Raw genomic sequence first — 23,527 nt, forward strand, 5'->3', positions numbered from 1 at the left:
TGAAAAGGGTTTTCGGCCCAATGAATTTAGTTTAATTTAAAAATGAGGTATGGTAACAAAGTACTTTTTTACTGGAGTTTGAAGGTGTTGCATATTGGGAATACTTGAAAAAGGAACTAAATTTCCCTCTTTAGTTTTGATTAAAATTTCACCATCATGCTGATTGTATGGGATGAATTCAAAAGAATCTTGTCTGACCTCAAATAAAGAGGAGCTATTCCGGTAATGCTCTTGAATGTCCAATCCACTTGAGCCTAAAATACCTTCTAATGGGGCATCCTGTATTCGAATTTTAAAAAGACGACGGTTAATCAGTCCTTTTGCCAGATTTTTAATATCCGAATCTTCTGAATCCAAACAGGATTTAAGAAGAAACCAAATATCCACATCATCAATATTGGTATAGTTTTCAATCAATATTTTTTGCCCTTCTAAAGTGCTGTCAAATTCATTATTTTGTAAGAAAAAATTAAGTGCGGCTGATACGTTTGGTTTATTTTTTGATTTTCTAATTAAATCTAAAAATAAAATAAGCATGCTCTCAGCAGACAAGGCAGTTTTATGCATATATACCTGTAGATACATGATCTTTCTTGAGGTTAAGAATTTTTCAATGGAATAAATTGCTTTTTCCTCAATGACCAACTGATTGTCTACCACATCCATCATCAGTATCAACCGATCATAACCTATGACCCCTTCTGCCACTCCGGTAAAAAAACTATCCCGGTTCAGATAATCCAATCGATCCATATCCAATTGACTACTGATTAATTGTTGTAAAAAAGGTCTGGGATACTCATTCTTAAACAATTTAATGGCAAGATCCAAAGCGCCATCAAACTCAAGATTAAGTTCTTCCATCATTCTTAAAGTCATTTCCTCATGGGGAACAGACACAATGGTATGTTCCAGTACGTGAGAAAAGGGACCGTGACCGATATCGTGTAAAAGAATAGCAATTTGAGCCGCTTGAAATTCTTCCGTACTGATGGGAATGCCTTTTAATTTTAAATTATGCAAAGTACTGGTCATCAGATGATAGGCTCCAAGTGCATGATGGAATCTGGAATGGACTGCACCCGGATAAATATAGTGCGACAAGCCCAATTGCCTTATCCTTTGAAGTCTTTGAAAATATGGATGCTCAATTAAATTAAGCACAATACCTCTTGGAACTGTAATAAAACCATAAACCGGATCGTTGAAAATCTTAATGGACGACAATTGCTATTTTTATAATTTAGAGTAATGTTTATTCAGCATGCGTCAAACACAGGCATTGCCAGTCAAAGATGCCTAAATTCGTGAACTATACCAAATGCCATTGCTTCTTTTCTTCTAATTAACCAGTATTCACCACATTAAAAAACATGGACAAGATTAAAATTTTATGGGCTGACGATGAGATGGAGCATTTAAAACCACAGATTTTCTTTCTAGAGAAAAAAGGTTACAGTATTAAAACGCTCTCCAATGGATTTGATGCATTAGAACATCTTAAAGAAGATCCAAACTACGACATCATTTTTCTTGATGAGTCGATGCCAGGGATTTCCGGTCTTGAGACCCTGACACAAATAAAATCGAAAGGATATTTGATGCCTGTGGTTATGGTTACAAAGAACGAAGCAGAAAATATTATGGAGGAGGCTATTGGTAGCCAAATTGCAGATTATTTAATCAAACCTGTAAATCCAAATCAATTGCTTCTGACTATAAAAAAATTAATAGACAATAAGCGCTTGGTTTCCGAAAAAAACAGTCTTGATTATCAGATTGCTTTTCGCCAATTATTTATGGAGATTTCTGAAAAACAGAATTATGCCAGTTGGGTGGACCTATATAAAAAATTGATCCATTGGGAATTAAAATTGGACCAATCCAATGATCCACATATTCAAGACATCATGAACCAACAAAAGAAGGAGGCAAATGTAGAATTCTCAAAATTTATTCTGAATACCTATACCTCCTGGTTTAAAAGAGATGCTGACGCTCCCACTATGTCACACAATTTGATGTTGAACAAAGTTTTTCAGCATTTGAATGACAAGCTGCCAACTTTTTTCATTTTGTTGGATAATTTAAGATATGATCAGTGGAAAATTATAGAACCCATAATTTCTGAAAAATTCAGAATTGAAGAAGAAGATTATTTCTACAGTATTTTACCGACAACGACTCAGTACAGCAGAAACTCAATTTTTGCAGGGATGTTGCCATCTGAAATCGAAAAATTATATCCTGATTGGTGGCTGAACGATAATGATGAGGGAGGTAAAAATCTTAAAGAACCCGACCTCATGAATTCGCAAATTAAAAGAATGATCAAACGGGATTTAAAGCATGAATACATTAAAATAACCAACACCACAAAAGCCAAACAATTACTGGATCAATCCATCAATATGTTGAATAATGATCTTACGGTTATCGTATATAATTTCATAGATATGCTTTCCCATGCAAGGACAGAAATGGAAGTTTTGAAAGAACTTGCGTCTGATGAAATTGCCTACCGTTCCTTAACTAAAAGTTGGTTCCTTCATTCGCCACTTTGGGCTGCATTACAAAAAATTGCTGAACTACCGGTACAACTAATCATTACAACCGATCATGGCACCATTAGAGTTCAAGATCCTATTCGCGTAATTGCAGATAAGGAAACCACATCGAACCTACGGTATAAAGTTGGCAAGAATTTAAGTTACGATAAAAAAGAAGTATTGGAAATCAGGGAACCTCAACTGGTTGGTCTTCCAAGACCAAATTTATCTTCTACTTTTATTTTTGCGAAGGACAGGGGCTATTTCCTCTACCCAAACAATTATGGCCACTTCTTGAATTATTACAAAAATACTTTTCAACATGGGGGCATTTCAATGGAAGAGATGATCTGTCCAATTATCAGATTAAAAAGTAAAGTAACTGTATAAATTCAGGATATAATTAATCGTGCACAGTACTTTTAAAACTTAGCTTTTCAATTTGTGCTTTCAAAAAATCGAAGTGTTCTGTGTTACATAAAAAATAAACTTTCCTGCCAAAGGAAGATCTATAATTAAATGTAATTCTTCCCACTGATCTGAAAAAGAGTGATTTTACATGTAGTTCACTTACTGCGTGCAATGGAACTTTAATTGTTTTTAAATAATTTGTTACGTATAGAAAATTGGCATCCATTTCTATTCGCTTAAGGCGTAATAAAGTAAAATAAATAATTAAACCAAAGCCAATAAAAAATACCAAGTAGGTAATCTTGAGTAAAGAGGCTGAGGTAAAACTAATATCTTCTGCAGAACTCATCATCAGCCCCAGACCAAGACTTCCAAAAAAAACCAACCAAAATGTCGGTAAAAAAATAACAAAAAACAAAGTGGCATTTGAAGATATCCTGTTCATAGCATCATTTAAAAGAAGAATTGTCAGAGTAATTGGTGACTTCAGTTTCTTTTGGATAAACCCTTTTGGCTACAATGATACTGACTTCGTATAACAAACAGAGTGGAAGACCAACCAAAACCATGGAAGTTACATCCGGTGGTGTAATTATAGCTGCAACAATAGAAATTACTACAATGGCATGTCTGCGATATGTTCTCATAAATTCGGGTCCCATGATGCCCAGCTTTGCTAAAAAATAGACGCCCATAGGAAGTTCAAAAACCAAACCCGTCGACATGGTAAACATAATCATAGAGTCTACGATTGAACTCAAAGTTGCCGATGCCTGAATGGACTCACTTACCTGATAAGAGGATAAAAAGCTTATGGAAAACGGAGCAATAATAAAATATCCGAATATGACTCCAGTGAGAAAAAGCAGAGAACAAACTTCAACAACTCCTCTGGTAGCTCTCCGCTCTTTTTCGTATAAACCGGGCTTTACAAAAAGCCAAATCTCTCTAACGAGTAAGGGGAAAGCAATAATCAAACCTAAAAAAAAACTAACCATTAAATGGACTGTAAGTTGCTCTGATAATTCCCTTGTGAATATTTGTGGCGGAATAACTTTAAAACAAGTCCATTCTGATAGCCAGCAAAAAAATCTGAAAGTAGGAAAATCTGACCTTGTTGGACCAAGAATGATGGTATCAAAAATAAATTTCTTTTGGAAAAAGATCAGGACGGTTGCAGTGATTACATAAAAAGACGCTCTGAACAAATGCTTTCTCAAAGCATCAAAATGATCTAAAAAACTCATTTCAGCCTGCTCCTCTTCAGGATTCTTAGGTCTCGACAATATTTTACTTAACATGCTGAAAGCTGTTTTATAACCATTTGCAAAGATAAGTGAGTTTTTAATGAAAGGGCCAGACCAAAAGATAATAATATTTGACTTAACTTTGGCCTTATGAGAAAGTATGCAGGAGTTTTCTCCCTATTTATCGGGTTGTTACTTATACCATTCAAACCCAAAGCACAACAGGTATTGGTTAAATATGCTTTTAAAAATTGTGGATTAACCGCAAATCAAAGCAATGCGGGAGATTTAAAGAATTCCGTTGCGCTGAATTGTGATTGTGGAATAGAAGATGAGGCGGTGATCCTCAATGGACAGAAAATTGAATTGCCTGTGACATTGGATTCATTTTTCAGAAATGATTATTCTCTTTGCTTTTCGTTTCTTCCAGGGATTTTCAGCGGGGAAATGGACCTTTTCAGTAAGGCAGCACAATGCAATGCAGATACTAACCTACGCATAAGTTATCGGGCTAAAGATTCGGTTTTCCAATTTAATGTAAGGGAAGGTATCGATGAAAATATATTTCTAGAAGCAAAAGCCGACCCGGGTAGTTGTTGGCAAACAATATGTCTCAGTAAAAATGGAATTGATTTCAGGGTATTTGTAAATGGCGTAGAAAAAGATCGAGAAATAGCACCAAACCTTATCAATCTGGAAAACAAATATCCACTCACTATTAATGGATCTGCATGCGTTCCTTCCAATCTGGTTAGTGCCTCAGGTAAAATGGATAACATTATTCTAGCTAATTATGGGTTCAATGGCCCTGCTGTAATTTCTATGTACAAGCCTCAACAAAAAATTCTCACAGAAGATACTTTGATATTTTTAGGAGATCAATTTTTACTTCGTTCGGAGAGTAACTGTCCGGGCAATATCAATTGGATGCCCACAGTTTCACTTGACAACCCTAGTATTCCCGGCCCATTGGCTTCTCCTGTGGTTGAAACAAGATACCAGGCAAGATTTGATATTTCCGGGTGCAGTATTACCGATAACGTGCTGGTGCGAGTGGTTGATAAAGAAAAATTGCAATGTGCAGAAATCAGGTTTCCAAGTGCATTTACGCCAAATCAGGATGGTTTAAATGAGGGATTTGGAATCAGCAATTATTACCTCATTGAAAAACTTTTCACTTTTGATATTTTGGATCGTAATGGTTCCATTATCTTTCACACAGAGGACCCTGAAGTAAAATGGGATGGCACCTATAAAAATAAACCATTAAATCCCGGTAGCTATTATTACCGTATTTCCTATCAATGCAAAGGGGAAAAATACCAGTCCAAAGGAGCCTTATTTTTACTTAAGTAAATCGTAGCTTAAGAAAAATCAAGTTAACTCATAATGGATTACCTAACTATGGTAATGTCTCCCCGGTAAACCAACTTATAACCGTCCTTAAATAGGACTCCGACAGAATAAACATAGACTCCTGGATTCATTGGCTTTGACTTAAATGTTCCATCCCAGGTGCTTACAATTCCGCCACTGATATTAGGATTCTCAAGATGATAAAGATTGGCACCCCAACGGTCGAAAATATCAACGAATTCAATTTTATCTACATCCGGGCCGGCGGTAATATCAAAATAATCATTCACCCCATCATTATTAGGACTAATTGCATTTGGCACAAACAGCTTTCGGTTATTTTCAACAATTACAGTGATCTTATCACTTGCCGTACAGCCATTTTCATCGACCACTACCAATGTAAACATGGTATTTGCATTTGGAGTAACAAAACTTACTTCAGAGTCAGGAGTGCTCACGAAATTTCTCGGTGTCCAAATGACAGAGTCAATGCGGGCTTGAGAATTTATTTTACCGATAAGTCTCAGACTATCTCCAAGCTGAATGGTATCGAAATCTTGTCCAAATTCAACTGATAAATTATTATAAGGATTAGGAATGACAATCGTCGTATCTATTTTACATCCATTCTTATCGTACACAGAAATGGAATAAACTCCTGAAAACAATGGAACCAATTCGCCAATTTGATTAGGCGCGCCATTCTGAATGGTGAACCTGTATTGAGGTCCTGCACCACCTGTGGCGGACAACACCGTAAAAAGCTGCTGGTCATCTGCACAAAAAGGAGTATCGATGGGCATAAAATTAGCCACAATTGGAGAAGGTTCAAGAATGGTATAGGATACTGTTCCTGTACAGTTATTCGCGTCTATAACGGTAAGGTTGTAAGTTCCGGCAGAAAGACCGGTAAGCACTGAGTCCTGACCAACATTGGGACTCCAAACAAAGGTTCCTTTTCCTTTAGCTCCACCGCTCCACACAGTTGTAATTCGGCCATCGTTTAAACCTGCACAGCTTACATCAAGTGTTGATCCCTGAATTACTTGTACTTTTATAGAATCCGGTTCTCTCAGCCTTATTGAATCCAGATGTATACACCCCTTGTTATCTGTGATGTTCACATAATAATAGCCATCCCTTATTCCCGCCAATACCGGACCTGTGGTTCCACTATTCAACCATCTGAAGGTATACGGTCCCATTCCACCTTTTGCTGCAACGGTAATTCTGCCATCGCTTAGACCATAGCAACTTGGAGGACTTAACACCAGTTTAGTTGAATCTATACTGATTGGGACTGCAGCCGGCACATTGAAGTAAATTGTATCTGAACAAAGATTATTGATGGAAATTATCGCAAATTGCTGCCCTGAACATAATGCAATTGCCGTGTCTCTGAAAATCCTCTGATTTGAATTGTACAACGTTTGTTCACCGCTGGACCAGTTTACCGTGACCAATGTATCCATGGTTGTCACAGTGACAATGGCTTGTCCGTCGCAAGAAGCAGATCCCGAACAATTAGGACTGACAAGCCCAGAAATTTGGATCTGAGGACGTGGGGGATCAACCAGAGTAAAGGTATCCGTTAGAGGAGGACAGCCACCAATATCATCAATAGTAACAATATATTGACCAGCTTTAAGGTTGGTATTTACCTGTGAATTTCCGCCGATATTCCAACTGTATTGCAACAAACCAGAGCCTCCTCTAGCAAAAACAATAATAAGGCCATCTGCCTTATTTGGACATGAAGGATTTTGAAGAACAACAGAATCAATGGTTATTGGGTTTCCGGATAGATTAATTCTCGTGGATGCAGTATCACTACAGCCATTCTGGTCAGTAATGGTTACATTATAATTTCCTGCTGGAAGCATACAGATTCTTGCTGCGCTTCCTGGCACATTCCATTGAAATGAATTTACAGCTGCAGAACCTGCTGTAAAAAGGACTTCAACACAACCGGAAGAGTCCCCAGGGCATATGACATTCACATTGTTGAATCCTGTAACGGTGGGTCCTGTTGGCTTGGTTACGGTATAAACCTTCGATACCCTGCATCCCTTAGCATCTGTGAGGGTAACAGAATATGTACCTGCACTTATACCAGTAAGTCTGGGAGAACTGGATCCCTGGAAATCCCATAAAAAACGGTAAGACATTGTACCTCCAAAACCCCGAAGGTCTATTAGAGCGTCCATTCCAGGGCTACATGATTCTGTAGTATCCAAAGCATTTTCTATAATTTCTAATACATCAGGCTGGTGAACAAACAAAGTATCATTTAGCATACAGCCCAGACTGTCGGTAATATTAAGATAATAAGTACCTGCAGCAAGCCCGGGACTTGTATATTGATTTAGTACTGTTATGCCTCCAGGTATCATATTCCCTCCACTATTGATCAAAGTAAAAGTCAGGGGTAAATTTAATTTTCCTTTAGACTTGGCGAAAACAGTAATTCTGCCATTTGCTTCGCCAAAACACCGAACACTATCGATAATTGATGAATCGGATAATTCACCAGAACTGGCTACAGCAAACTTTATGGTATCGGAGCAACCATAGGTATTTAGAATGTATTTATGCCTGTCCTGTACAATTACAATTTGTGAATCGCAAACCATATTGTTGGAACAACTGACACCCGGCAAACAATTTGCAGCCGGGTTTGACGGCCAAATATAGTTATACCTTCCACCAAGAAAAGGGGTCCCTCCTCTTGCAGTTACTGTAACCTGTCCATCACAACTTCCAGCACATGTAGACTCTTTGTCTATTGCAATATTGGCAAAAAGGGTGTCTGCCCTTAAGAATGTATCCAATGTTGCGGTACAGCCAAAACTGTCTGTGACTGTAATTGTATATTTACCTGCGTACAAGCCTGTTTCTCTGGTTTTTCCATACGAATTAATGGGCTGGATGCCTACAAATAAATTCCCAACCCCACCGCCAAGGATCAAGCCTATCCTTCCATCATTTTTATTATAACAACTGGGTTCGCGAGTATAGGTGATGTCGTTTCTTATGGTAATGGATGGAGCTGCCAAAACCCGAACAACGAGATTTGTGTCTTTACCTGAAGCATCTTTAACATTAAAATCATAAGTCCCCGGTGGCAAATTGTTTACAATTAAACAATCCCCTCCCATTGCTAAAACGCCATTGCCATTGGGCGCATTGGTAGAGGTAATGGTATACGGAGCTTGACCTCCCCATGCCTTTAAAGTAATAGACCCAGTATTATTCAATGTTCCACAAGCATTATGAATCACACAAAGTCCGGTGGGAATTTGAATTTTTATCTGATCGGAAGGATCTTTATCTGCTACGCAATACACTACGTCATCTACCCCAATTTTTTTAAGGAATTCAATGGATGTGGGTCTGTTGGAAAGAAAAACCGGGGAACAAGCTCCGGGAGCGCCTATTAATTTGAAGCAAATTTCAAACAAAACAGAACCATCCGGCAAAGTTTGTCCTTGAGCGTTTGGGTCATCCCATAAACAAATGATAGCCGCCTTTGCTGTATCGATTCGAGCGTTTGTTTGTCCGAAACCCACTAAGGTAGGGTTTAAATTTCGAATACTGGATGGGACAACTACTTTTGGATCGTAATTTACAGAAAACTGAAAAGCACTAATGTCCTTAAAATTAAATAACCTGACTTCTATGCAAACTTCAGCTCCCTTGTCCCCATTTTTGGTTACCATATCCACTAAAACACAACTGTCTTGCTGGGCATTTAAAGTACCTGACCCGAACCACAATAAGGTGACATTCAGTATCAAAATAATCGAAGGGTATAGATATAAACGGTTAAGACGCATCGTTTTACGAATTCAATTTGGCAAAGATATAACAACTAAACTTGAGGTGAATAGGGAAAGGTTACCTTAACAACGCATTAAGAGCATGAATATTCTGCAAGTTGCTAAAAATGTGCTTAGGCCCTTCCTAAAATGACGCGGTTTATCCAGTTTGACGAAATTCCGTATGGAATCTGAGCCAAAGATACGCCAGGTTTGGCAATTATCAACTGAGCCAGCTTTCCTTTTTCTATACTCCCGACGATATCCTGAAATTCAAGTGCGCAAGCGGCATTTATGGTCATGGCCGTTAATACCTCTTCCGGTAATAAACGCATCTTTATGCAGGAGAGTGCAAAAGTGAGTGTAGGATCTGGACATGGTGATGTTCCGGGGTTGTAATCAGTTGCTATAGCTAAACCCAAGCCAGATTCAATCATTTTTCTTGCAGGAGGGTATTCGAGATTCATAAAAAAGGCTGCTGCAGGTAAGCCTACAGGTATAGTCCGAACATTTAGTAATTGGTTAATTTCAGAATCATCCAATACCTCCAAATGATCCACAGAAATAGCCTGGTGTTTTAAGGCAACTCCTATCCCTCCCGAATGGGTAAATTGATTCGTATGAATCCTCGGTTTAATTCCATATTGTGATGCAGCTTTTAATATTAGGTCAGTTTCTTCCGGGCTAAAAAATCCTTGTTCGCAAAAAACATCGCAATAATCTGCAAGTTTATGCTCAGCAATATATGGAAGCATTTCGTCCACAAGGATATTCAAGTAACCCTGATGGTTGTTTCGGTATTCCAGTGGATACGAATGTGCGCCAAGAAAAGTAGCCCTGATTGGAATTTCAAACTCTTCTTTCAATCTTTTGATCACCCGAAGAATTTTAATTTCCTGGTCAAATGAAAGACCATAGCCACTTTTTATCTCAATACATCCAGTGCCTAGATTCATGGCGTATTCTAATCTGACTTTTGACTTTTGAAAAAGTTCTTCTTCAGACATAGCTGCCAATTTGAGCGCAGAGTTGAGAATACCCCCTCCCCGTGCGCTTATTTCCTGATAAGTTAAACCTCTGATCCGATCAACAAATTCGAGTTCTCTTGTCTCTGCAAAAACCAAATGGGTGTGACAATCCACGAATGCGGGAAGAACCAAAGCACCCTCAGCATCTATTACATGGATATTTTTTGTTTCAAATTTATCCATGGAACCATAATCTTCTATTAGGCCGTCACTCACTTTGAGCCATGCATTGGCAAAAGATGGTATAACAGACATATCCTGCCCCTTTTTAAAAAGAACAGGATATTCACTGCACATCAGCAGATTGCCGATGTTTTTTATGATAAAATGAGCCGTCATTAATATTCTATTTTACGGATCAACCCTTTCACAGAATGTTTTTCCAAATTTTGAAGGAACAAATTAGCTTCCTCTTCAGTGATGAAAGAACCCAAAGCAATTTTAAAAATTGTTTTTCCACTTTGCAGTTGTTCTTCAAGAATACTGGCATCCTGATTAAATAATTTATCCAGTCTGTTTGCTTCAATCTGTGCATTTTCAAATCTGCTATAAGCCCCTGTTTGTATATAAAATTGGCCAGTAAGACCATAACTGGATGCAGGTTCAGATTCTTCTTTATAATCCACATTTTCTTCACTTTTGGCGGACAATGCTTTATCCCTTTGAGCGAAAAAAGCCTCTTCATCCTGGACAGTGGAGGATGTGTTAATTTCTTTATTAACCACAACTGGATTAATATCAAACTGATCAACCAAGTCATTTATCCACTCGCCAAATTTTTCTACGTTAAGTGATTCTTCCCGTCGATCTATTATTCTTCCATCCGGATGAAAAACAAGGATGGTTGGTAATAATTTGACATTAAACTTTTCTTTCAGAATTATTCCTCCGGCGTCATCGATGTCTATATCCATGGCCACTGAATTTTTAGTTAAAACTTCTATGACTTGCTGATCTGTAAAAACATTTTTATCCATAAAACGACATGGTAGGCACCATTTTGCACCAAACTTAAGCATCAAAATTTTGCTTTCATTTTTTGCCTTTTCTTTAGCTGCCTGGAGACTACCTTCAAAAAATACTGTTGCACGGAGTTGTGTATTGGTAAGGAACACAAACGATAAGATCGAAAACAAAAGTGAAAATTTCATATTATAAATTTTTATAATTTGTATAATGTTGATTACAAACAATGATATTCTCACAAATTGCATGCCAAAAGAAAAAATTGTAATTAAATATAATATTATTTAATATTTTAATTATTGTATTACTGTGTTTTATATGTTACAAATTTATTTAATATAATAATGTTTTTCTGGGCTTTTATACTAGGGAGACAATTGGGTGATCCACAACTTGCCCAAACAATTCTGGCACATTAGTTATCTTTGCGGCCAAATCCTTACCATGCAGAAAAGACGTGCCGCCATCAAAGGAATCCAGGGCTATGTACCGGATTATATCCTGACCAACGCAGAGCTGGAAAAAATGGTAGATACAACAGATGAATGGATTACTTCCAGAACCGGTATAAAGGAAAGACATATTTTAAAAGAACCCGGAAAGGGCGCATCTGACATGGGAAAAATCATGGTGGAAAAACTTTTAAAAAAAACGAACACTTCCGCGGATGAAATTGAGTTGGTCATTTGTTGTTGCATTACAGGTGATATGGTTTTCCCGGATACAGCAAATACAATATGTGACAAAGTCGGAATCAAGAATGCTTTTGGTTTTGATATCCATGCAGCTTGCTCAGGTTTTTTATATGGTCTGACCACTGGTTCAAAATTCATAGAATCTGGGACCTACAAGAAAGTAATAGTGATAGGAATGGATGTCATGTCCTCTATCATTGATTATACAGACCGTGCTACCTGCATTATTTTTGGAGATGGTGGAGGTGCAGTCTTGTTAGAACCTGATGAGGAGGGAAATGGGATTATAGACAGTATTTTTAGGGGAGATGGTTCCGGTCGTGAATATCTTCACATGAAAGCCGGAGGTTCTCTTCGCCCCGCAAGTGCAGAGACCGTTGCGCGTGGTGAACATTACGTTTACCAGGAGGGCAAGACGGTTTTCAAAGCTGCCATTACCGGGATGGTAGATACTATCAAACGTGTATTGGAAAGAAACGAACTCACCATTGATCAGATAGATTGGCTTGTACCGCATCAGGCAAACATCCGAATCATCAACGGGGTTGCAGATGCATTGAATTTTGACCCTGAAAAAGTTATGATCAACATACACAAATATGGCAATACTACTTCAGGTACATTACCCTTATGTTTATGGGAATGGGAGCCGAAATTAAAAAAAGGAGATAACATACTTTTGACCGCATTTGGCGGAGGATTTACCTGGGGGACCACTTATCTCAAATGGGCCTATTAAGCTAATTTAATTTTATGGAAACCAAACTTACCATGATGCTCGGAATTCAATATCCGATTATTATGGCACCGATGTTTTTAGTATCTAATGTAGCTATGGTAAAGTCTGCTGCGGATTCGGGAATTGCAGGTGTAATTCCTGCGTTAAATTACCGCAGCGATAAAGAGTTTAGGATTGCTTTAGAGGAATTGAAATCCATGAATAAAGCGTATGGTATTAATCTAATCGTAAACCGTTCTAATTATAAACTACCGCAACAACTTAAAACCTGTTTAGAATATAAGGTTCCTTTTATCATTACTTCTCTTGGTAGTCCCGCTATCGTTATAGATGCCTGTCGCCCTCTCGGCATTAAAGTTTTTTGCGATGTTTCAGACATGGAATATGCATATAAAGCTGCTGCTTTCAAACCAGATGCGTTAATTGCAGTCAATAATCAGGCAGGGGGACATTGTGGAATTTTAAATCCTGAAGATTTTATCCCTCAGTTGGTCAAAGCTTTTCCATCTCTTCCTATCATCAATGCAGGAGGTGTAGGTAATGCTGATGGAATCAAACGAATGCTTGCGCTTGGCGCTTGTGGTGTCTCTGTAGGAACTCCATTTATTGCTTCTGTTGAGTCTCCGGTCAGCAAAGAATACAAAAAAGCATGTGTAGAGTATAGTTCTAAAGACATTGTAAAAACGACCAAGTTAAGTGGTGTACCCTGCACCGTGATTAATACTCCGTATGTGCAAAAAATCGGAACCCGTCAAAACTGGTTGGAGCAAATATTAAGTAAGAATAAAACTCTGAAAAAGTGGTTTAAGATTTTAGTTTACAGGAATGGTATGAATAAATTATCCAAAGCTGCATTTTCTGCAAGTTATCAAAATGTCTGGTGTGCCGGCCCTACAATAGATTTCATTCATGAGATCCTTCCGGTCAAAGAGATCATACACAGAATGGTCAAAGGGCTTTAGCGTTAATAAAAAATATAAAATATCTGACTGGCTGATTTATTATTCCAATAGTTAGATATAATCTAATTTTTAAACACCCTCACACTTCCAATTATTTTACCGAAACGGTCTTGAACTTTTAGGAAGTAGATTCCTGATGGTTCTTTCGTCAATTCAAAATTAAATTGCTGTGTTTTTTCTAACAAATTCACTTTCTGTCTCACCGGTTTTCCCTGGGCATCCAAAATTTGATAATTAAGGGGAAACTCGAGATCAGAATTTACCAAACATACGAAATGATTCTTTTCTCCTGATGAGAATACACCAATTGGTTTTTCAAAATTATTCACCACTCCGAGAGGAATGATGTACAAAGGTTCAGAGGATAGAGATTCACAATTATTTGAATCAATTACACTTACACGGTAGCTTCCTTTTTGGGTGATAACCCATTGATTGACCGTACTTCCGCCAAGCAATTGTTCATTTAAGAACCAACGGTAAGCATTATAACCTGATGGGGCAAACAAAGTATCTCCGGATTGGATTATTATAGGTTTGTCCGGTGATGGGTGTACAATTATTTCAATTTCTCCTGAATGAAAAGAGATACAACCATTAGTATCTACAAATTGGACTGAATATTTTCCGGAAGCATTTACATAAATTCTTTTACTTAGCTTGTCCCTAATTACTACACTGTCTTTTTCCCAGATATAGCTGGCAGCATTGAGTGCATCACAGGCGATCAATATGGCAGAATCATTTTCACAAATCTCATTGACAAAAACAGGAGTAATGCATGCTGTATCAGGTATTGGGCTTTTAAGTTCTACGGCACCTTCTATGCTGCAGATACCACTTGTGATTGTCAATGAAAATTTTCCTGGACCTAAACCTTCCAGAACAGCACTGCTGTCTCCGGTACTCCATTTATATGTGTAAGTTGGGTTTGGGTTAGATATGGTAATTTGTCCATCCGTGCTGGTCGGACATAATGGGTTCTTGGTTAAAAATTGAATTGCAGGTAGATTACAGGTATCTGCAATTTTATACACTGCACCTTCAGCAATTGCAATCAAATACAATTCTCCATTTACATCTTCTCCAAAAGATGAAATCTGACTTCTGTTGAATTTATAAAGTGTTTTGTTTTCAAAGGTTTTGTCTGCTTTTTGGTTGATTCCCCAAATGTAACCACTACAATAATCTCCATAAATGTAGGTTCCATAAAGTGAAGGATGTTTGCTACCACGATATACATAGCCACCGGTAACTGAACAACCTAAATTATTTTCATCAGAAAAATATTCATGGATGGGAAAAGTAAATTTGTTTTTTGGGCTGCATCCTGTTGTATTAAAATCTTTGTTTCCTTCATAGCAACGCCAACCATAATTTCTGCCTCCTCCTGAACCACTTTCTTCAAAATCCACTTCCTCCCAGTTACCCTGTCCTACATCGCCAATCCACATATCTCCAGTCAATCTATCAAAGCTGAATCTCCACGGATTGCGGACTCCTATTGCCCAGATTTCGTCCAAAACATCAGGATCATTCACAAATGGATTACTTGGTGGAATCTGATAAGTAGAACTTGTTCCAATTTCAATTCGCAACATCTTACCCAACAAACTTTTTGGATTCTGGCCGTGGTTTTGAGGATCTCCACCATTGCCCCCATCTCCCATTCCGATGTATAGGTAACCATCTTTTCCAAAATGCATACAACCACCATTGTGATTGGAATATGGTTGATCAATGGTAAGCAGTATGCGTTCACTTAAACTATCCGCTTTATTCGGGTTATTGGAAAATACCTTATACTCCGCTATTACAGTCTGCCCCACTGAAATTTTATTATTATAATTCACATAGAACAAACCATTATTTTTAAAATCAGGATGAAATGCCAAGCCGAGTAAACCCTGTTCATTTCCACGTGAATTTACCTTATTTACGATATCCAAAAATGGAACAGGAGAAACAATTCCATTGTTAAGAATTCTAATTTTTCCGGCTTTTTCAATGACAAAGAGCCGGTCATCACCTGCATGACACAAATAAACCGGAATTGAAAGTCCGCCGGTTAATTTGGTGAGCTTAATTGCATTTTGTGAAAAAATGGAAACCAAAGGAAACACTAATATCATCCATACGACTAAAACTCTCCACATAATTCTTCTATTTATTTATTTATTACTGCTAACTTTTTAAGTCTTCGGTACCCGTCATTTGAAGTAAAGCGCAAAAGGTAAACTCCCGAATCAAAATTAAAGTTTAAATTATAAGGAGTTAATTCTTTAATGTATGAAAATTGCTCTTTGTAAACCATCGTACCATCCGTTTTATAAACCTCTATTGTTGCTTGTGAAAAAGGATACCTGGATTGCCAAAAAATTTCTTGCCCCAAGCTAGATGGGTTAGGAAAAACTATTATTTCCCTGTCTAATGAAACATCCTGTGAAGCTGTTTCTAACCGGACTGTAAACCTAAAAACACGAACACAGTTTTTGTCGTCCCTGACAGTGAGTACATAGACTCCTGAAATTAAGTTGTTGATGCTGGAAGTACGATCACCTGTGTTCCATAAATACCGATAAGTTCCTACACCCCCTTTGAGCGTGACAGAAATTGAACCATTTCCGGTACCTTTGTCATGTTTGATTATGGAATCTTTTATTTCAATCACAGGATAAGCAAAAAGATTTAATCGAATGACGCTGTCACAACCTCCTCGCCCGGCACCAGGATAAATGATTTCATAATTTCCTGGTACTTTATACGGTTTAGAACCGAATACATAATCTGTATCAAAGCATGCGGAATCTGACAGGTTTTTCAAGGTTCTTGGCAGTGCAGTGATCTGGATGCAAGCTGTATCTCTACACCCATTGTCCGCAGTAACGGTAACACAATACATGCCTCCGGAATCTATCCGGACTTCTTGATCAGTACTTCCATTACTCCACGAATAAGTTGAAAAGTTCTCGTTCACTTTAATCGCTGCGGTTATTCCAGTACATAGAGAATCAGGTGCGGTCACCGTTGCTGTCGGTGCATCAGATGACAGTATTTCAAGACATGAAACTCCGACACAATTATTGAAATCTGTTACTGTAACACAAAAATTACCGGGAGATGAAACCAGCAATATTCTATTGGTATCCCCATTGGACCAGGTGTAGGTTTTATAGCCACTTCCAGCATCCAAACTTGTTATTTGTCCAGGACAATGAAATGGTTTTCCTGAAATATTAAATCTAATGGAATCCAGAAACTGCATTTTAACTTCATCACTGCGAAGACAGTATAAACTTTGACCATCAAATGCAAAGGTATAAGTCCCTTGAACGTCTACCGTAACTGTTGAGAAAGAGCTGTCTTTACTTTGGAACAAAGCATTCCCTGGTCCAGAAACTAAACGCCAGTTGCCTTTGATAAAATTTCCACTAGCCATTAACGCACCGCCAAATCCACAAAAAGAGCGATCTCCTCCTGCTGAAACTATAGGTCTTGGAAAAAAATAAATTACCTGAGAGTTTGAAAGGCTGAGACAAGGATGTAGAAAATTGATATTTCCCTGACTATTGGTTCGGCTGATGGCATGTGCTAAATAATAGGGCGTATTGAATTTAAAATTAATAGGATCGAATGGGAACACACCATTTTTACTTGTTTTAATGATGCTTCCAACAGGGTTTTGAAAATTAGTATATAGAACAAAAATGGCTGCATCCCCTGAGTCTTTTTTCTCATTTCCAAGCGTTTTACCTATCAAATTCTGACTTTCGCACAAGCGCATAGTATCATTCGGCAAATTTCCAGCAAAAGAAGTACAATTGCAATTTTCAAATCCAGCTATTTGGGTTATGCATCCTCGTCGGTCAATTATTTCAACCAGATAGGATGAATTACATAAAATAAAGTCCGAAACAAATTTACCAGTGCTGCTATCGATCACACCGGAACCTTTATTCACATTATAAGGTTTTGTTCCACCCTGAATGGTAAAACTTATCCGATATACAGAATCATTGAAAAACTTTTTTACTTCCTGATTTGTAGTAATTAACTTTGGAAAAATCTGAAAAGTCGTAAATATTTCATCCGTTGTATCACATTCGTTGGTTGCTCTTACGGCTATCTTATAAATTCCTGAATTAAGATTCTTCAGTCTAACAATAGTATCTGTTGTGATTTGATTTAAAGTATCATTTAAAAACCAGCTGTAAGAAGTTGCACCAAAGACGGGACTTAAAGAGAACAAATGTTCCAGCGTGTCAGGACAGAATGCACGTACCCCGGACACTCCACCTGATATACTTAGGTTTAGATTTGCCTTACCTTTAACTACTTTAATCAGAAAATTGCAAAAATTACCTTTGCAACCATCCAGCATCAATAAGTATCTATCGCCTTTTACAAAACCTCCACCCCCAATTAAAAAAGGTCCATTCATACATTCAGGCATACAATAAAGCACTCTTTCGCCAGTGGCATCACAAGCTTTGTAAATGCCCGCCTGCAATCCATTATACAGCTGTCCACCTACATTGATTTCTTCACAAGTCATAGGAAAAATTTCCAACACTATGGAATCCGTTGGTGCTGTAAAAGAAATCCAAACAGGATTCTCCAGACTACCAAGACTATCGCAAACAAATTCTCCCAAATGACTGGAGTCTGCTGACCGAAAACTTCCGCAATAATTATGCAAATCCAATGTATTGCAAAAGTGAGGAGCTTCTTCACAAATTGTTCCACTTGCCGGATTGTCACACCTTCCCGGAAGAGTAAATACCACTCTGGTTTTGCTGATCTTAATATCAAATTCCGCAATGGCATTGTTGGTTACAGACCCGGAATAATAACCTTCGTCTTCTTCCATCATGTTAATCAGTGGATAGTAGTTTTGGTTGGTGATAAATACGACTGCGGTGTCTTTAAACCATTTGTAATTATTATCCGGAATTTGCGGATCAGTAAACAATCTGATGTTGTAATTAGCTGCCTTAGGAACAAAAATTATTGAATCCAATGGAATTGGATTCTGAGGTTTAAAACTGAAATAAAAATTCTTTGGTAATTTTTGTAATGGAATTAAATCTTCAAATGTAAAATTATTATGATGTATCACTAACCCAAATGGTTCACTGTTTCCCCATGTTCTCAAACTACTATAATCAGGGATGTCTGTAAAATTATTGTACTCCAATCGTAAACTTAAAAGAGGCGCAAGTGTCAAATCAGGTACCAGGCCGGTAAATTGATTATTGTTTAACCAGACGTTACGAAGATTGGTAAGCAATGACATGGAACCAGGAAGTTCGCCGGTAAATTGATTATTCGAAAGATACAATTCCTTCAAAGTTCTAATTAAACTAATGTTAGGAGGTAAATTTCCGGAAAACTGATTATTACTAAAATCAATTAAGTTAATTTGATTCCACTTAGAAATTCCGGGTGGAATAGTGCCTGTGAAAAAATTATTGGATAACCGCAATTGATTCAAAGTGGTTATATCGGTAAGCACCAATGGAAAATTACCAGATAAATTATTATCAGAAAATGATGCTTGTTTCAGTGCTGTTAGACCTAAGAAACTGGATGGGATAGTTCCAGTCAATTGATTGTTTTCCAAATTCAATTCTTCAAGCTGATTAAGCCCTCCCAGGCTAATCGGAATAATGCCTGTTAAGTGGTTATTAAATAGGTTTAACACCTTAAGATTGGTAAGTAAACCTAATTCGGGTGGAATGTTCCCTGTAAGGTTGTTATCACTTAAACTGAGGTTTCTAACACAACCTATTCCATCCAGATTTATGCCGTACCAGTTATCCATGCCCTGGTTAAAATTCCACTTAATACTCCAGTTTGCGCCATTGGTGGACTCAAATAACTTTACCAGAACAAGTGAGTCTGCCATCCTGCTGCATGCACAGGTTGTGGGCTGGGGTTGAGCCGAATGGATAGCCGCTGTTAAAAAACTGAACAGGTAAAATAGAATTGACATGTCAGGTGGTTATTTTATCCAAAATAATAGAAATCTTTTTTAAAAATATCGAAACCAAAATTGGATAATGCTATAGATTACAATATAAAAATAACCTTTTCCTTCTGAATGCAACAATAATTTTTGATATTAAACAAATTGTTTATTTGTATAAACATGATATACAAATTACTAGATAACTTTTTGAGGATTTTTTGCATTTATGATAAAACATTCACCTCTCTTTCCAATTGAACTCCAAAACGTTGTTCAATAGCATCCACAATTTTCTCAGAAAAGGCTAAAACCTCTTCCCCTTTGGCTGATCCATAGTTAACAAGAACAAGTGCCTGTTTTTCATGGCAACCGACATCACCTTCTCTCTTACCCTTGTAACCGCAAGATTCTATCAACCAAGCTGTGGGGATTTTATAAGTGCCATTCTCCTGTTTAAAAAATGGCATTTCCGGAAAGCGTTCATGCAATGCATCAAATTCATTTTTAGTCAGCAAATTATTTTTAAAAAAACTCCCAGAATTTCCAAGGATTTTGGGGTCCGGAAGTTTGCTTTGTCGAATAGAAATGACTGCATTACTTACATCTATTGGCGAGGGGTGTAAAATTCCAGCTGCATTAAGATTAGATTTTAAATCCCCATATTCAAACTTTGGATTAGGTGTTTTTGATAGTTTTAAATGTACATAACTGATAAAAAAAACATCCTTTAAATCATGTTTAAAAATACTGTCCCTATAACCCAATGCACAAGCTTTTTTATTTAAGGACATTCTTTTTCCTTCTTTTAAGTGAATGCCCTCAAGACGTACAAATACTTCCGATATTTCCACACCATATGCACCAATATTCTGCACCGGTGCAGCTCCTACACTGCCGGGTATAAGACTTAGATTTTCAATCCCAAAATAATTGTTTGCCAATGCCCATAATACCAATTGATGCCAATTTTCTCCAGCCCCGATACGCAGGGTAACATCTTCAGGTCCATCGTGAATAATTTCGATCCCTTTGATTTCATTTTTTAAAATGACCTTACTGATTTCAGACATCATCAAAACATTACTTCCTTCTCCAAGTATGTAATATTCATCAGGATTTCTTCCATAAAAAGGAATCAGATCTGCCTCAGATTTTATAAAATGAATTTCTTTTCCAAAAGATTTTATTTGAAAGCTATTGAATTCTTTCAAGGATATAGATGTTGGCATATTTCAAGGTTAGCTTTGTTGAATTGATTTTTTCTTAGGGGAGGATTTGGTTTGAAATAAATTTGTTTTGGTAACCAACCCGGAGTTAAAGGAAAACGCCTCTTCTTTATTCAATCCAATTTTTACATAAAAAATGGCATTAAATCCTCCAACCCCTCCGCCAAATCCCACTTCACAAACATAAGTAGAGAAGAAGCGTCTGTTTAATTCTTTGTAATTATCCGTCAGTCCAAATAATTCTGTTCTATTCAATTGAACACCCCCACCCAGGGAATACCCTATTAGTCTATTACTGCTGTGACCAGTCAGCGCACCAAAATTTATTTTTGCCATCAGTGGAAAGGAAACTGCCCCCAGTCCTTTATATTCGCTTACATCAAAAGCCAAAGGAGATATGTTAGCGCCAGCCTCTAATGCAACAGATGCATTGTTTCTACCATAGGAAAATTGAATGCCAAAAGGAATGGAGAGTAAAGCTGCACCGGACGAATTGCTTGCACCTTTGTCAGAAACGTGTGTGGGATTTTTATATTGTTGATACATATCAATTCCCAAAATCATAGATGAAGTCCATTGAGCAAAGCAGGAATGAGAAAGAAAAATAAAAAGTACAAATGCTGAATAAATTGTCCGCTTCAAGTGATTTAAATTTTTGATAAAGATATATCAAAACCTTCACAGGAATAATTCCCATAGTCAGAATCGGCACAATTAATTCATCTGAATATTTTCCGGTTCAAGTTGGAGGCTAACCAGGTTGCGGTAGATACCGTTGGGTAGCTCCAGTAATTCCACATGCTTGCCGGATTCCACTATGCTTCCTTCTTTTATTACATAAATCCGGTCTGCTTCCCTAACCGTAGATAAACGGTGCGCGATGATGATTGATGTGCGATTTAGCATGAGTCGATCTAAGGCATCTTGAACAACTTTTTCTGACTCCGAATCCAGGGATGAAGTTGCCTCATCCAAAATTAGTATTGCAGGATCCCGTAGAATTGCTCTTGCGATGGCAATGCGTTGTTTTTGACCTCCGCTCAATTTAATTCCTCTTTCCCCTACAATGGTTTCAAATTGGTCTGGGAAGGATTGGATAAATTCCAGCGAATTAGAAAGCCGTGCAGCTTGGATAACTTCCTCTTCTGTCGCAGAAGGCTTTCCATAAAGTATATTTTCTTTTATGGTGCCCCCAAAAAGAAGAATTTCCTGCGGGACGATGGCTATGTTCTTTCGATATGCAAGCAAATCGTAAAATTCAATGGGTTTATCGTCGATATATATCTCTCCCGACGTTGGTTCATAAAACCTCATGAGTAATTGGATTACGGTTGATTTTCCGGCACCACTTTGACCCACTAATGCGATTCTTTGTCCTTGATCAACTTTGAAGTTAATCTCTTTTAGCACTTCCACATCTGTTCTTGAAGGATAAGAGAAGTTAATATTCAAGAACTCTATTTTTCCTCTTAATTTTATTTCAGGATTTTCGTGCAATTGCTGATCCGCAATTTCAACTTCCCGAGCAATTATGTCCTGAATTCTTTCCGTTGCACCGATGGATCCGGCCAAAGTGGAATATAAATTACCCAAGCCTGCAATTGCACCTCCTATTATGCCGGTATAAATAATAAAAGAAAATAAATCCCCGGCTTGCATCTCTCCAGCCTGCACCATCATAGCACCTCGCCAGAGAATAAAAAACAAACCCCCAAATAAAACAGTAATGATGAAAATAAAAAATATACCGCGCATCCTGGCATACTCCATGGATATCCCAACCATTTCCATAATTGATTTACTGTATCTGTTTATTTCATATTTTTCATTCGTAAATGCTTTTACTGTGGAGAAGGACTGAAAACTTTCTTCCACAATTATATTCGTACTGGCCAGACTATCTTGTCGCTTTTTAGACAAGGATCTGATGTATCGTCCAAACCACATAGAACTGATAACAATGAGCGGAAATGTCAACAACATAATGAGGGAAAGATGAGGAGCCATCCATGCTATAATGACCACACCAAAAACCAAAACAACGATCTGACGGATAAATTCAGCAAGGGTAATGGAAAATGCACTTTGCAATTGTTCCACATCAGCAGTGATCCTGCTGGTTAGTTCACCAACCCTTTGACTTTCAAAAAATGAAATATTCTGGGTGATCAATTTTTGATAAAGAGCCTTCCGCACGTCGGCTATGCCCTTTTCGCTGACTCGGGCAAAAAAAAGTGTTCTAAAATAAGACAAAATTCCCTGAAATATAAGGATCACCAGAAAAAGCAAACCAAACTGAGAGACTTTTAAATTCCAGGTACCTTTACCTATTGCAGTATTTGCCATTTCTCCTGCAGCTGCGGGAAACACCATAAACATGGAGCTTGAAATAACAAGACACACCATGCCCAAAATAAAGGACCATTTATACGGTTTGATGAATCGAAGAATACGATAAGCCTTTAGAAAACCTTCCTTGGTTATTTTGTTTTTTTCTGCCATGATATTCTTCAACAAGTCAATGCCAAAAGAGTTCTAAATCTCAGAATTCCATCC

The 23,527-nt window shown here is 37.6% G+C and carries 15 protein-coding genes; 4 read left to right on the top strand and 11 right to left on the bottom strand.

Translation table 11 applies throughout. The features are described from left to right. Positions 1-36: 36 nt before the first annotated feature. Positions 37-1,227 (bottom strand): HD domain-containing protein, encoded by a 1,191-nt coding sequence (locus IPJ83_14270; GenBank protein ID MBK7881708.1) that lies wholly within the window; start codon positions 1,225-1,227, stop codon positions 37-39. Between the two features lie 146 nt (positions 1,228-1,373). Between IPJ83_14270 and IPJ83_14275 the strand changes: the two genes are divergently transcribed. Next, entirely contained in the window at positions 1,374-2,939 is a 1,566-nt protein-coding gene (locus tag IPJ83_14275; GenBank protein MBK7881709.1) for a PglZ domain-containing protein, read from the top strand. A 13-nt stretch (positions 2,940-2,952) separates the two neighbouring features. Here IPJ83_14275 and IPJ83_14280 read toward each other — a convergent pair whose 3' ends face one another. Next, complete coding sequence (locus IPJ83_14280) at positions 2,953-3,405, bottom strand: hypothetical protein (protein MBK7881710.1); 453 nt, start codon at positions 3,403-3,405, stop codon at positions 2,953-2,955. A gap of 4 nt (positions 3,406-3,409) precedes the next feature. Continuing rightward, complete coding sequence (gene tatC / locus IPJ83_14285) at positions 3,410-4,261, bottom strand: twin-arginine translocase subunit TatC (protein ID MBK7881711.1); 852 nt, start codon at positions 4,259-4,261, stop codon at positions 3,410-3,412. 96 nt (positions 4,262-4,357) lie between these two features. Here tatC and IPJ83_14290 point away from each other — a divergent pair, with 96 nt between their 5' ends. Further along, complete coding sequence (locus IPJ83_14290; GenBank protein MBK7881712.1) at positions 4,358-5,563, top strand: gliding motility-associated C-terminal domain-containing protein; 1,206 nt, start codon at positions 4,358-4,360, stop codon at positions 5,561-5,563. A 38-nt stretch (positions 5,564-5,601) separates the two neighbouring features. Here the strand turns inward: IPJ83_14290 and IPJ83_14295 are convergent, their stop codons facing one another. From IPJ83_14295 to IPJ83_14305, 3 genes are all read right to left on the bottom strand, one after another. Beyond that, positions 5,602-9,402: a gliding motility-associated C-terminal domain-containing protein gene (locus IPJ83_14295; protein ID MBK7881713.1), complete on the bottom strand. Its 3,801-nt coding sequence runs from the start codon at positions 9,400-9,402 to the stop codon at positions 5,602-5,604. Between the two features lie 116 nt (positions 9,403-9,518). Further along, on the bottom strand, positions 9,519-10,751 hold the full coding sequence (locus IPJ83_14300; protein MBK7881714.1) for an imidazolonepropionase: 1,233 nt from the start codon (positions 10,749-10,751) through the stop codon (positions 9,519-9,521). Beyond that, a complete protein-coding gene (locus IPJ83_14305) occupies positions 10,751-11,563 on the bottom strand; it encodes a thioredoxin family protein (protein ID MBK7881715.1) in 813 nt (270 codons plus the stop codon). The genes IPJ83_14300 and IPJ83_14305 overlap by 1 nt, the downstream gene beginning before the upstream one ends. A 259-nt stretch (positions 11,564-11,822) precedes the next feature. On the opposite strand from IPJ83_14305, the gene IPJ83_14310 reads away from it, so the two are divergent. Further along, on the top strand, positions 11,823-12,812 hold the full coding sequence (locus tag IPJ83_14310; protein MBK7881716.1) for a ketoacyl-ACP synthase III: 990 nt from the start codon (positions 11,823-11,825) through the stop codon (positions 12,810-12,812). Between the two features lie 14 nt (positions 12,813-12,826). After that, positions 12,827-13,774 (top strand): nitronate monooxygenase, encoded by a 948-nt coding sequence (locus tag IPJ83_14315; GenBank protein MBK7881717.1) that lies wholly within the window; start codon positions 12,827-12,829, stop codon positions 13,772-13,774. A gap of 62 nt (positions 13,775-13,836) precedes the next feature. Here the strand turns inward: IPJ83_14315 and IPJ83_14320 are convergent, their stop codons facing one another. The 5 genes from IPJ83_14320 to IPJ83_14340 all read right to left on the bottom strand — a co-directional run bounded on the left by IPJ83_14320 (position 13,837) and on the right by IPJ83_14340 (position 23,473). Beyond that, positions 13,837-15,930, bottom strand: a complete 2,094-nt coding sequence (locus tag IPJ83_14320; GenBank protein ID MBK7881718.1) for a PQQ-dependent sugar dehydrogenase — start codon at positions 15,928-15,930, stop codon at positions 13,837-13,839. A gap of 11 nt (positions 15,931-15,941) precedes the next feature. Beyond that, complete coding sequence (locus IPJ83_14325; GenBank protein MBK7881719.1) at positions 15,942-19,769, bottom strand: T9SS type A sorting domain-containing protein; 3,828 nt, start codon at positions 19,767-19,769, stop codon at positions 15,942-15,944. Between the two features lie 200 nt (positions 19,770-19,969). Continuing rightward, positions 19,970-20,974: a UDP-N-acetylmuramate dehydrogenase gene (gene murB / locus IPJ83_14330; protein ID MBK7881720.1), complete on the bottom strand. Its 1,005-nt coding sequence runs from the start codon at positions 20,972-20,974 to the stop codon at positions 19,970-19,972. Positions 20,975-20,983: 9 nt separating this feature from the next. After that, a complete protein-coding gene (locus IPJ83_14335; protein ID MBK7881721.1) occupies positions 20,984-21,535 on the bottom strand; it encodes a hypothetical protein in 552 nt (183 codons plus the stop codon). A gap of 150 nt (positions 21,536-21,685) precedes the next feature. Then, positions 21,686-23,473, bottom strand: coding sequence for an ATP-binding cassette domain-containing protein (locus tag IPJ83_14340; protein ID MBK7881722.1), 1,788 nt, complete (start codon positions 23,471-23,473; stop codon positions 21,686-21,688). Between the last annotated feature and the right edge of the window lie 54 nt (positions 23,474-23,527).

The sequence above is a fragment of the Candidatus Vicinibacter proximus genome, from assembly GCA_016713905.1.
Taxonomy (GTDB): domain Bacteria; phylum Bacteroidota; class Bacteroidia; order Chitinophagales; family Saprospiraceae; genus Vicinibacter; species Vicinibacter proximus.

Bases quoted from the DNA above. Each gene is read 5' to 3' on its own strand.
- IPJ83_14275 (MBK7881709.1), top strand. From the start codon at position 1,374: ATGGACAAGATTAAAATTTTATGGGCTGACGATGAGATGGAGCATTTA.
- IPJ83_14280 (MBK7881710.1), bottom strand. From the start codon at position 3,405: ATGAACAGGATATCTTCAAATGCCACTTTGTTTTTTGTTATTTTTTTA.
- tatC (MBK7881711.1), bottom strand. From the start codon at position 4,261: ATGTTAAGTAAAATATTGTCGAGACCTAAGAATCCTGAAGAGGAGCAG.
- IPJ83_14290 (MBK7881712.1), top strand. From the start codon at position 4,358: ATGAGAAAGTATGCAGGAGTTTTCTCCCTATTTATCGGGTTGTTACTT.
- IPJ83_14295 (MBK7881713.1), bottom strand. From the start codon at position 9,402: ATGCGTCTTAACCGTTTATATCTATACCCTTCGATTATTTTGATACTG.
- IPJ83_14300 (MBK7881714.1), bottom strand. From the start codon at position 10,751: ATGACGGCTCATTTTATCATAAAAAACATCGGCAATCTGCTGATGTGC.
- IPJ83_14305 (MBK7881715.1), bottom strand. From the start codon at position 11,563: ATGAAATTTTCACTTTTGTTTTCGATCTTATCGTTTGTGTTCCTTACC.
- IPJ83_14310 (MBK7881716.1), top strand. From the start codon at position 11,823: ATGCAGAAAAGACGTGCCGCCATCAAAGGAATCCAGGGCTATGTACCG.
- IPJ83_14315 (MBK7881717.1), top strand. From the start codon at position 12,827: ATGGAAACCAAACTTACCATGATGCTCGGAATTCAATATCCGATTATT.
- IPJ83_14320 (MBK7881718.1), bottom strand. From the start codon at position 15,930: ATGTGGAGAGTTTTAGTCGTATGGATGATATTAGTGTTTCCTTTGGTT.
- IPJ83_14325 (MBK7881719.1), bottom strand. From the start codon at position 19,769: ATGTCAATTCTATTTTACCTGTTCAGTTTTTTAACAGCGGCTATCCAT.
- murB (MBK7881720.1), bottom strand. From the start codon at position 20,974: ATGCCAACATCTATATCCTTGAAAGAATTCAATAGCTTTCAAATAAAA.
- IPJ83_14335 (MBK7881721.1), bottom strand. From the start codon at position 21,535: ATGATTTTGGGAATTGATATGTATCAACAATATAAAAATCCCACACAC.
- IPJ83_14340 (MBK7881722.1), bottom strand. From the start codon at position 23,473: ATGGCAGAAAAAAACAAAATAACCAAGGAAGGTTTTCTAAAGGCTTAT.